1 rRNA gene is annotated in these 1,823 nt (G+C 34.6%); it reads left to right on the forward strand.

What is annotated here, in order from left to right:
* Positions 1 to 65 precede the first annotated feature (65 nt).
* Positions 66 to 182: ribosomal RNA gene (gene rrf / locus PBAT_RS20950) — 5S ribosomal RNA — on the forward strand.
* Positions 183 to 1,823 lie beyond the last annotated feature (1,641 nt).

Consider the following 1,823-nt stretch of genomic DNA (forward strand, 5'->3'; position numbering starts at 1 on the left):
TGCAAATTCATTCGTATCTAGTTTTCAAGGATTAAACCTTGAATAACAGCATAAAGCTGAAACCGTTTGGTGGCGATAGCGGAGGGGTTCCACACGTACCCATCCCGAACACGACCGTTAAGCCCTCCAGCGCCGATGGTACTTGGACCGCAGGGTCCTGGGAGAGTAGGACGTCGCCAAGCACACATAAGAACTACCGTTGAGTTCGATCAACGGTAGTTCTTTTTTTGTTTTTTAAATCTATTCTGAAATAGGTGTGACAGAAGTTATTAATCAGAACACGTTCACCAAAAGTTAGTTATGATAATGATCAGCAAATAACGAAAGCTACAGAGAAATTGTAAGATTAAGCTAAAATATTTACTATTATTAATTATTAAATGGAGGTACTTTATAGAATTTGAAGTAAATATAATTGAGTATTGAAAGATTATTTTTATAAGATGCAACGTTCTAGCTGCATTTCGTCTAAGGTGATACTGCAAAGGGTAGTAACGAGTACCAATAGAGGTTGCTTGTAGAATGACCTTCTGTCTATAGCAAGATAATAAAAAGAGGAGGCTAATATTACTAGCTTCCTCTTTTTATTTACACAGAAGTCTGAATTTCAATCCTAGAGATGACGAAATAATGTTGTTATCGAGCCTTACTAAGTGGGTTTTGAAACCGTACCATCTACCCCTATTTAATAAATATTTCCAGAAGCTTAAATATAACATTTACTCCTAATTCACCAATGAATCGGTCACCTTCAGCTATGTAGCTCTAGCTCTTTTCTGAATACCATCTCAATTGAATTGTATAAGTTTACGCATGCTTTTCTATGACTTGTTAACTATAGTTTTCTCAGAAAGAACGTTGTTTTGATATTGAATGAGGGAGGTCGTTTCTTTAGTACTGAATGACTTATTATTTGTACTAGTTACATTTAGTAGTTATCACAAATTAGTGTTGTCAAAAAAGAAATATCCACCATTACGTAAATATTCTTATTTAATTAAATTGCAGTTTTACCGGACTGTTTTGCTTCATTCGTTACATTAGAGAGTCGAAAGGTATTTAGGCAATGGCACATCGCGGTATCGTTGTTTGCAGCTGCGGGAAGAGGAAAGAATGTGTTGTAACCCTTATTGTTTAAAAACAATTGGGTATGTATTAAATAAAATTTCTATAGTATTGCTACATCTTAGTATCCGTTGGGTACTATTCAAATCGTAACGACTGCATAAGACAGAGTTTTCTGTTATAACTATTTTGAGTTTACTCATAATTGCCAAGTCTTTTTTAGATTTCTATTCATACTGGTAGCGCGGACCCATGAGAATGAAAGTAGAAAAGAAATCTCTGAGGTGACAACTGATGATCGAGAGACAGCCTTCGTTTTCATTGAAAACTGAATTAGGAAGTGTGTTGATTGAAGACCTTTTATGAATGATTTATAGATACTACGTCCCAATTTGTTGGATAATCGCTTCAATATAAGAGAGTTTAAAATTAATCAAAAAAAGACTTGCATTCATTTGCAAGCCGTGATATATTATTATTCCGGCCAACAAATAACACATTTGTTGAATCGGCAAGCCATTATCGAATGAAACTTAAATCGAAAAAAAAGCTTGCATAAACGAACCGGACATGATATGATATAGAAGTTGTCGCCGAGAACATGCGGTGCTAACAAAACGAAATAATTGGTCTTTGAAAACTGAACAACGAGTGAGTAGATTTTGCGATAAGTGAAATCAAAACAAATGAGAAATCATTTGATAGAGAATGTAAATTCTAGCCAGTTTGTTTCAAAATGAGCATTTCGATCTTTCTAA

This window comes from Paenibacillus antarcticus (assembly GCF_001637225.1).
GTDB lineage: Bacteria > Bacillota > Bacilli > Paenibacillales > Paenibacillaceae > Paenibacillus_AQ > Paenibacillus_AQ antarcticus.